Source organism: Streptomyces phytophilus (assembly GCF_013870535.1).
Taxonomy (GTDB): domain Bacteria; phylum Actinomycetota; class Actinomycetes; order Streptomycetales; family Streptomycetaceae; genus Streptomyces; species Streptomyces phytophilus.
Genome location: NZ_JACBXC010000125.1, coordinates 1 through 9,033, shown reverse-complemented (window position 1 = coordinate 9,033; position 9,033 = coordinate 1). Strand labels below are relative to the sequence as shown.

Below are 9,033 nucleotides of genomic sequence, written 5' to 3'. Positions count from 1 at the left end.
CGGGCGCGTTGCGCGGGTCGGCGAGCCCGGCCGCGGCCAGCTCCGCCGCCGCCTCGTCCCACTCGCCCACCGCCGACGCCAGCAGCCCCAGCACCAGGTGCGCGTCCGCGGCGATGCTGGAGACGCCGTGTACGGCGTCGAGGGTGCGCCGGCACCGTTCCGCGAGCCCCCGCCAGCGGCCCGCGTACCACTCCAGACGCAGCGCCGTGCCCTCCACGATGCCCTCAAGGAACGCCGCCCCGCACTCCGCCGCCAGCCGCCGCCCCTCGCCGCGGTAGCGGTGCGCCGCCTGGTAGTGGCCGAGGCAGGTGGCGGCGTCGGCGAAGTTGCCGCAGGCGCGGGCGACCTGGCGCCGGTGGGTGCCGGGCCCCGAGCGGCCGATGAGGCGTTCGGCCTCCTCCCACACCGCCGGGTCGCCGAGGCTCATGCGCAACGCCAGGTGGTTGCCGCGTACGGCGGTGCGGACCGCGGGGTCGGACTCGTGCGCCACCAGCGCCTCCGCCCGGTCGATCCACCGCTCGTAGACCTGCCGCGGGTGGTCGCCCCAACTGGGCATGGCGAGCGCCGCCATGCCGCGGGCGGCGAGCGCGGGCCGGCCGTGCAGCTCCGCCACGGCGACCTCGGTGTGGGTGCGGCCCTCCTCGTAGCGGCCGGCCTGGTTGTAGAGGAGGAGGCCGAGGTTGAGCCGGATCTCGCCGCGTACGCCGTCGGGGATGTGGCCGTCGCGGACGATGTCGTGCAGCAGCGCGGTGGCCCGGTGGTGGGTGAGCCCGACGACGGCGTCGCGGCTGAGGTCGACGGCGATACGGGCGCACTCGGGCCGCCCGAGCCGCCCGTCGGCCAGCAGTTCCTCCAACACCCCCACGGCCAGCGCCAGATCGCCGACCTCGCGCGCGGAGCCGGCGGCGGCCTCGGCGTAGCGCTGCCACTGGGCCAGCTCGCCGCCGTGGTGGGCGTGGTAGGCGAGCTGGATGAGGGGCTGCGGGTCCTCGGCGGCGAGGGCGCGCATGGCCTGGCGGTGGAGGCGGTGCCGGTCGGGGCCGAGGAGGCCGGCGTAGACGGCCTGCTGGGCCAGCGCGTGGCGGAAGCCGTAGCGGTCCTCGCCCCACTCGTGCAGCACCCCGGCGCGCAGCGCCTCGCGTACGGCCGCGGAGTCCGCGGGCGCGGCGGGCTGCGCGGGGGAGCCGCGTACGACGGCGGCGATCAGCGCCTCACCGGCGGGTACGCGCAGCACGGACGCGGCGCGTACGGCGTCGGCGGCGGCGGGGGAGAGCACGCTCATGCGGTCGGCGACGGCCTCCTGGAGGCGGGTGGGGACGGGCATGCGGGCGAACGCGCCGTGCTCGGCGGCGGGGAGGGCGCGTACGACCTCCTCGACGACGAAGGGGATGCCGGCGGTGCGGCGGTGCAGCTCGTCGACGAACGCGGGCGTGGCCTCGGGGGCCTCGGGGGCCTCGGGGGACACCCCGGTCAGGGCGGTGAACATGCCGCGTACGCCGTGGACGTCCAGGGGGCGCAGGGGGATGACGACGGCGGTGGTGCCGGGCGGCTGCCGGTACGCGCGGCCCAGCGGCAGCCCGCTGCCCGGAAGGTCCTCGCGGCGGTAACTGAGCACGGCGGACAGCCCGTCGGGGGGATCGTCGACGAGGAAGCGCAGCAGGTCGCGGGTGCCGTCGTCGGTCCAGTGCAGATCCTCGACCACCATGACGGTCTCGCCCGCGGCGTCGAGGAGGGCCCGTACGGCACGGAACAGCCGGTGCCGCCCCGCGCGCAGATCGCTGAGCAGCTCGGGCGCGGGCGGCAACCGGTCCGCCAACTCCGGCAGATACGCCCGCAGAGCCCCGCACACCGGGCTCAGCACCGTGGGCAGCCCGCCGGCGAGATGCCGCAGCAGATCGAACACGGGCCCGTACGGAAACGGCTCCCGCAGCGGCCGGCACCCCCCGACCAGCACCCGCCGCCCCCGCACCGCGGGATCCCGCAGCGCCTCCCGGATCAGCCGCGTCTTCCCGATCCCGGCCTCGCCCTCGACCATCGCCACCGAGGGCGACCGCCTGACGGCATCCACAAGCGCGCCCAACTCCCGCGCCCGCCCGACCAGCACGGGCGCTTCCGCGGGGCGCGGAACGGTCACGGTCATGAGCGCCTCCGGCCGGTGGGGTCCAGCGACGCGCCGTGCGGGGGTGTGCGGGGGGCGCGTCGCGGCGGCGACAGCGTGAAGGTAAGCCTCAGTCCGCACCCCCGGCAAGACCGGCCCGTCACATCCGGCGGCTCCCGGCTGTCATAGAGGGAGACGGCAACTTCACGCGCGACCGAGGGGGGACGCGGTGCGGCATCCGGAACGCTCCCGTACGCGCTCGACCGCAAGGTCGACACCCCGCCGCGTCGGCGACACCGGGCAGACCGTGGGTGGCGTGAGCCCACCGCCGGGGCCCCACGCCACCCACACCGCCCGGCCCCCGGCCGCATTGCCGACCCCCGGGCCCGCACCGCCCTGAGGTGCCCCCAAGAACCGAGTGGCGCGGCACCTTTCCCCCGGGGTGTCGTGCCACTCTTCTTCGCCCTCGCGGCATCCCGGTTCAGCCGGGGGAGCGGTGGGCGATCTCCCGCAGCCTGGTGTCGAAAACTTCGCGGGCGTCGTCCGCGACGGAGACGAGAGCAACCATGCTCGTCACGATCACGTCGCCCAATTCGTCGCAGAGGTCGTCGATCGTGTGGGTCTTGCCCTTCCCCGGATGCGCACCGAGGAGGCCGCGCAACGCCCCGGCGACCTCCCCGTACTCCTCACCGATCTTGAGGATCCGCATGAGCCGCTCGGTCCTCCCCTGCACCGGGCTCTCGGCATCCAGCCAGTCGCAGAGCCGCTCGATCGTCTTCCAGGTCTCGTCCATTGCAGTTCCTCGGTGTCCGGTTCAGTCCGCGAAGGCGATCCCCACGGTGAGAAGTACGAGAACGCCGACGAGTACGGCCACGTAGAGCAACTCGCCAACGTGCCCGCTCACAAGCCCCCGCCGTACACGTCGACGTCCGCCCACACCCGCTTGCCCCACGGCACGGCTTCGGCACCCCACGCGGCGGAGCACCCGGCCACCGCGGCCAGCCCTCTCCCCGACTCGTCGCCCACGCCGGCCCGGACGAGCCGCGGCATGGAGCGCGACCGGTCCACGACCGCGACCCTGACGCGACAGGGCCCGAGCCGGGACACCTTCACGTGCACGACCTCCAGCCGCGCGTGCCGCACCGCGTTGGTCACCAACTCGCTCATGACGAGACACACGTCCGCGTTCCCGGCCTCCAGCGACCAGGCCCGCAACGAGGTGGTGACGAGCCTGCGCGCCCTGGCCACCGAAGCCTCGGTACGCGGCAGGATCGCGCTGTACGCCCGTCCCAGTTCCGCACCCCGGCGCTCGCCCGGTGTGTGCTCCGCGGGGCAGGCGAAGAAGGCGCCGACAGAGGAGAGCCAGCGGCGGAACGACTCTCGGCAGCCGGTGGTGAGGTGGATCTCCGACGGTGCCACGAGGCCACTGGCGCGGCCTGTCACCAGCAGTTCCCGTGCGGTGGGCCAGTGCCGGCGGTTGTCGAGATCTTCGCAGCGATCGATGTCGTGGAGTATGTCGAGGACGTTCCAGTCCCGGGCACGCGCGTAGTCGGCAAGCGCGTCCATGACCGGCTCCGCGTCCGACTCCGTGGGCAAGCAGGCGTAGAGGACCACGCTCACCCGATCAGGGCTGTACGCCGTGTGCGCGATCGCACGGCGGCGGGCTGATTCCTGACTGCTCCTTGGCATGCCTCACAGCGTGCCGGTCTGGTCACTCTCCGAGAAGATCCGAGGGGGAAGAGTGCGCCAACTCGTCTACGCGCGAGCCTTCCGCAGCGGAATAGGGGACGAATGCGGGTCGACGCAGGTCATCCGTGGCGGTGGAATCGGCCCCTTGCCCCGCGCGAGGTCTTCCGTGACGGAAGACCTCGCTTCGCGTTCGCGCTCAGAGTGCGGCTTGAGTGCCCGTTTCCGTCAAGCCGCCCGCCGGCAAAGCGGGGGCACCGACGAGTTTGGACAGCCGCCGCAGGCGGTCCGTCGACGCCCGGCCGACGCGTTCGAGGATGACGTTCGGCAGGGCCTGGTGACGAGCCCATTGCGGGGCGTCGGTCAGGACACTTTCCAGGGTGTCGAGCGAGGTGTCCCACATCTTGGCGTCTGCCTGCGCCAGCGCCACGTCGAGCTTGTACCGGTTACGTGCTGCGCCCGCCAGACCGGAGAGATCGCCGTCGTGAATGTCGGCACTCAACCGGAGGGCCTTGCCGTGCTCGCCCACCGTCACGTTGACTCCGACCGCCTGTGTCGAGGCCGTCGTGGGCCCGAACCGGGCACCGTGGAAGTCGTACTCGTCCCCGAGCCGCGCACCGACCGCGTGCACCTGGGAAAGGAAGTCACCGGCCCGGTCGGTGTCATCGAGGCGGGCGCAGGTGACGGCGCAGTGGGTCAGCAAGTTGCCGTAGACCGCCAGCCGTTCGTGGGACGCGTCGCGATAGGAGGGCTCGATTCCCTCACTGGCGGCCTGGGCGAGTTCGAGCGAGTCGGAGACCCTGCCGTCCCTCAGGTACACCCAGGAGCGGGCGGAGTCGACGCGTGCGGCGCGCAGTTCGTCACCGGCATGCTCGGCGGCGTGCTTGGCGTGCCCCACCGCCGCGTAAGCCAGGTCCCGGGCGCCGAGGAGGTTCGCCATGCAGGCGGTGATCTGGTACGCGTCGGACAAAGCCTGCCACGCGGCCGAGGTGGGCTGGGCGTCACACGTCACCGCCGCGTCGGTCAGCAGCGGGACGAGGACACCGCCAAGGGTGAGGTAGTCGCCTTTCCAGTAGTGCTGCCACGCCAGCTTTGCCGACGAGGTCAGCACGCCGTCCGGAACCGGCTCTGCACCTTCCGGCAGCAGCCCGGCGGCGGTGTCGTGCGTTGCTTGGGCGACTTGGCGGAGCATGGTGCGATCCCCCTGCTCCATGGCGCGGCGTGGGGCCTGCTGGCCGAGGAGGACGGAAACGTCCACGGACAGCGCAGCACTGATCTTCAGCAGCGTCGGCAGGGTGAGGCAGATGTCCTGCTCCGCCTTCTGGACAGTGATTAACGCCAGCCCGGTCATGTCGGCCAGGTCGGTCTGCGTGACCTCGCGGCCCCTGAGGATCTTGATCCGCTCGCCGGGGGTGTACGCGCTCCACTGGGGCATACGGAACTCCGATCTCGTCTAGGACACTTCGAACCGTACCGGGATTCACCGGGTTGGCCACAAGGAACAGATCGAGGCCAGCCAGGAGGAGAGGAAGGGACATGACGGCGGCATCCTCGGTCGAACTTCGGGCCACCACCCGTCTGGAGACGGTCCGCAGCGACCTCCTCGACGTCTACGCCGCCGTCCGCGCCCCGCTTCTCCACCTGCCCAATTACGCCGTCACCGCCTTCGGCGAGCGGCTGGACCGGCACGGCTCCGAACCCGGGTTCACCGCCGTGCTCGCGTACGCGGACGGGGAGCCCGTCGGCTATGCCTACTGCAACACCGTCGAACGCGGTGACCGGTACTGGCAGCGCACCAGTCCGGAGCCCTCGGACACGTACACGGCACGCCCGGCGGCGGCGCTCAAAGAGATCGGCATACGCACCGCGTGGCGCGGCACCGGCACCGGCACCGCCCGACGCGTCCACGACGCGCTCCTCGCCACCCGGGACGAGCCGTACGTCACCCTCATGGTGAACCCGGCGGCCGGCGACGGGAAGGTGCACGCCCTCTATGAGACGTGGGGCTACGAGGACATCGGCCGGAGCCGGCCCTCCGCCGCGTCCCCGGTCCTCACCGTGATGGCGCGCGCGACGGAGGGCTGAGCGCGACTGCGCCTTTTTGCGCGGCTCAGGGCGGGGTTACGTTACGTCGACGTAGTCCGGTGTCGAGGTCTCCGCCGCGGTGGTGTACGTGCCGGCGAAGGAGTAGCGGTAGTAGCCGTCCGCCGTGGCCTTCGTCGTCGTCTTGAGGTTGCCCCTGCTGTCCGTCCTGACGGTCTTGAGGGTCTTGTAGGTGCCGGTGCCCTTCTTCCGGTACTGGAGCTTCACCGGCTGGTCGGTGTAGCCCCCGTACTTGAAGGTCTTCCAGTTGGCGCGGGTCAGGGCGCCCGTGACGGTGATGGCCTTGTTCTTCTTCACCGGCTCCGGCGAGGCGTTGACCTTCAGCTTGGAGTTGCGCAGGACCTTCGCCTTCGCGGCGGCGTCCTTGCCGATGTAGTCCCCGTCGTTGGCCTCGGAGTGGGCGCTGACCTTCCAGGTTCCGGCCGTGGTGTTGTCCTGGGGGTCGACGCGCGGATCCATTTCCAGCTTGTACGTGCACGTGGTCGTGGTGAAGCTTTCGTCCACGCACTTGCCGGCGATGTCATCGGGCATCACGAAACCGTGGTAGAGGTAGGTCCCCTCCCACGGGACGAGTCCGTTCCACATCGACGGGAAGGTGTCTCCGACCTGGATGCCCGAGTCGTCCACGGCAGTCACCGAGATGGTGAACTTCTTCACGTCCCTGGTGCCCAGGACGATGTTCTTCCCACCGTTGGCGACCACCTCGGTGATCTGGATGTCGCCGTAGGACTCGTCCGCCCGGGCGGTCGCGGGAATCGTGAACGCGGAGAGGGCAAGGGCCGCGGCGAGGCCCGTCACGATGGTGCGGTGCTGCATGAAGGCGATTCCTCCACGGTCCGGCGCCTCAGGAACATCCCGGGGCGGAGCTGACTGGCCGCCCGGTACACGGGCGGCACCGACAAGACCGTCGCCGCGCAGGAATGGTTGCCCATCGATCACGCTGTCGCGCCGGCCGGCGATGAGTTTCGGCGCGTGGAGAGGTCTCATCCTCCAGGAGAGCCGCACCGGCTCTCGCCGTACCCTCAAGGAGAACCATGGCAAAGCTCATCTACTCGATGATGACCTCGCTCGACGGCTACGCCGAGGCCGCCGAGGGAGGGATCGGCACCGGGGCCGAGGATCCCGAGGTGCATACCTTCGTCAACGACCTCTACCGGCCCGTGGGTACGTATCTCTACGGCCGGCGGATGTACGAGACGATGGTCTACTGGGAGACCGCGCACAACGAGCCCGGCCAGCCGCCGCACATCCTGCAGTACGCCCGCGACTGGCAGGCCGCCGAGAAGGTCGTGTACTCCACCACGCTGGAGTCGGTGTCCAGCGCGAAGACCCGGATCGAGCGGGACTTCGACCCGGAGGCGGTGCGCAAGCTCAAGGCGGAGGCCGGCGCGGATCTCACCGTCGACGGGCCGAACCTCGCGGCGCAGGCGATCGCGGCCGGGCTGGTGGACGAGTACCACCTGTTCGTCACCACGAGCGTGGTCGGCGGCGGCAAGCGGTTCTTTCCCGACGGGGTGCGGCTCGACCTGGAGTTGGTCGAGGAGCGGGCGTTCGACAGTGGGCTGATCTTCGCGCGCTACCGGACGCGTACCGTGTAGGGCGTGGACGTGTACGAGGCCGTGGACAGCCGCCGGGCCGTACGGGCGTTCAGCGGCGAGCCGGTGCCCAAGGAGGTGCTCGAACGGGTGCTGACCGGGGCGGCGCGCGCGCCGTCCAGTGGGAACCTCCAGCCGTGGCGGCTGTACGTCGTGACCGGCGGACCGCTGGCCGAGTTGAAGAGGCGTGCGACCGCCAGGGCGCTGGCGGGTGACCCGGGTGACGAGCGCGAGTACCCGATGTACCCGGACGAGTTGGCCCCGCCGTATCGGGAGCGTATTTCCGCCGCGGCCGCCCAGCGGTACCAGGCGCTGGGGATCGAGCGCGACGATCCCGACCGGCCCGGGAAGATCGCCGCACTGAACGCGGGGGCGTTCGGGGCGCCGGTCGTTCTGTTCTGCTACCTCGACCGGGCGATGGGCCCCGGGCAGTGGGCGGACGCGGGGATGTACCTGCAGACGGTGATGCTGCTGCTGCGGGCCGAAGGGCTGCACAGCTGCCCGCAGGTGATGTGGACCATGTACCGCGAGACCGTCGGCCGAACGGTCGGGGCCGACGACGACTCCGTGCTGCTCTGCGGCATCTCGGTGGGGTTCGAGCAGGAAGGCGTGCCCCCGCTGCGTACCGGGCGGGCGCGGATGGCGGAAACGGTGAGCTTCATCGGCGGGTGATACGGCCGTCCGGCCGCGTCGGCGCGGGCGCGGTTGTGCCGGTGTCGCTGCCGGTGTCGCTGCCGGTCTAGTAGACGATGCTCAGGTCCGCGATGTCCGTCTCCAGTTCCGTGGCCGTGATCTCACCCTCCTGGACCGTGAAGCGGAAGGCGAGTTGGGGGCGGCCGTTGCGGACCCAGACCAGGCCCGCGGCGCCGTCGATGAGGGCGGGGATCGGGGCCCAGGTGCGTACCGTGCAGACGCGGGTGACCGACTCCGGGCCGCGGACCTCCGTGGTGCCGATGACGGCGTCGCCGCCGCGGCGTTCCGCGTACGCGCCGGGTGGGGCGGCGGGCGGCGGGGCGGGGGCGGGGCGGGGGGTGGCGTCACCGCGGGGGGTGTCGCCGGGGGTGGTGTCGCCGGGGGTGGTGGCCGTGGTGTGCGGGGGCTGCGGTGCGGTGCCGCGGTCCTGGCGGTTCGGGCGGTTCGGGTGGTTCGGGTCCAGGGCCGTCAGCATCGCCTCGAAGTCGCCCCCGCGGGACGCCGCCAGGAACGCGGCCGCGATGTCCGCGCCCGTCCTCGCCGCGAAGTTCACGGCGGGCGGGGTGCCCGTGGGGCCCCTGTCGTAGCCTGCCTCGCCCGCCGGGCCCGGTCGGCGTGCGCTGCCCGCCAGTTGCCGGGTGGTCCGCGCCGCCAGCGCCGCGACCTCCTCGAACGATCCCGCGAACATGTCCTGGAGCGCGTACGCCAGCCGCTCCGGCGGCGTCAGTGTGTCGAGGACGACCAGCATCGCCACCCGTACGGAGCCGGGGTGGGCCGGGGGTTCGCCCGTGCCGGGCGATTCCACGACGGTGCCGGACCGGAGCATGTGGATCGTGACGTGCGCGACGGTCGTACGCA

The 9,033-nt window shown here is 71.9% G+C and carries 9 protein-coding genes; 3 read left to right on the top strand and 6 right to left on the bottom strand.

What is annotated here, in order from left to right:
- From H5J30_RS09600 to H5J30_RS09585, 4 genes are all read right to left on the bottom strand, one after another.
- Positions 1-2,140, bottom strand: a 2,140-nt coding sequence (locus tag H5J30_RS09600) for an ATP-binding protein (protein ID WP_181786958.1), incomplete at its 3' end; no start/stop codon positions are given.
- Positions 2,141-2,579: 439 nt separating this feature from the next.
- Positions 2,580-2,891: a MazG-like family protein gene (locus H5J30_RS09595; RefSeq protein WP_181786956.1), complete on the bottom strand. Its 312-nt coding sequence runs from the start codon at positions 2,889-2,891 to the stop codon at positions 2,580-2,582.
- Positions 2,892-2,998: 107 nt separating this feature from the next.
- On the bottom strand, positions 2,999-3,787 hold the full coding sequence (locus tag H5J30_RS09590) for an ATP-binding protein (RefSeq protein WP_258563217.1): 789 nt from the start codon (positions 3,785-3,787) through the stop codon (positions 2,999-3,001).
- A gap of 196 nt (positions 3,788-3,983) precedes the next feature.
- The gene (locus tag H5J30_RS09585) at positions 3,984-5,219 is read right to left on the bottom strand and encodes a helix-turn-helix domain-containing protein (protein WP_181786955.1); all 1,236 of its coding nucleotides are present in this window, start codon (positions 5,217-5,219) and stop codon (positions 3,984-3,986) included.
- Between the two features lie 101 nt (positions 5,220-5,320).
- Between H5J30_RS09585 and H5J30_RS09580 the strand changes: the two genes are divergently transcribed.
- The gene (locus H5J30_RS09580) at positions 5,321-5,869 is read left to right on the top strand and encodes a GNAT family N-acetyltransferase (protein ID WP_181786953.1); all 549 of its coding nucleotides are present in this window, start codon (positions 5,321-5,323) and stop codon (positions 5,867-5,869) included.
- A gap of 36 nt (positions 5,870-5,905) precedes the next feature.
- Here H5J30_RS09580 and H5J30_RS09575 read toward each other — a convergent pair whose 3' ends face one another.
- Entirely contained in the window at positions 5,906-6,703 is a 798-nt protein-coding gene (locus H5J30_RS09575; protein ID WP_181786951.1) for a calcium-binding protein, read from the bottom strand.
- A gap of 218 nt (positions 6,704-6,921) precedes the next feature.
- Here H5J30_RS09575 and H5J30_RS09570 point away from each other — a divergent pair, with 218 nt between their 5' ends.
- Both H5J30_RS09570 and H5J30_RS09565 read left to right on the top strand, forming a co-directional pair.
- On the top strand, positions 6,922-7,485 hold the full coding sequence (locus H5J30_RS09570; RefSeq protein ID WP_181786949.1) for a dihydrofolate reductase family protein: 564 nt from the start codon (positions 6,922-6,924) through the stop codon (positions 7,483-7,485).
- A gap of 3 nt (positions 7,486-7,488) precedes the next feature.
- The gene (locus tag H5J30_RS09565; protein WP_181786947.1) at positions 7,489-8,154 is read left to right on the top strand and encodes a nitroreductase; all 666 of its coding nucleotides are present in this window, start codon (positions 7,489-7,491) and stop codon (positions 8,152-8,154) included.
- Between the two features lie 67 nt (positions 8,155-8,221).
- Here the strand turns inward: H5J30_RS09565 and H5J30_RS09560 are convergent.
- Positions 8,222-9,033 (bottom strand): hypothetical protein (locus H5J30_RS09560; RefSeq protein ID WP_181786945.1); only part of this gene is annotated, 812 nt, incomplete at its 5' end.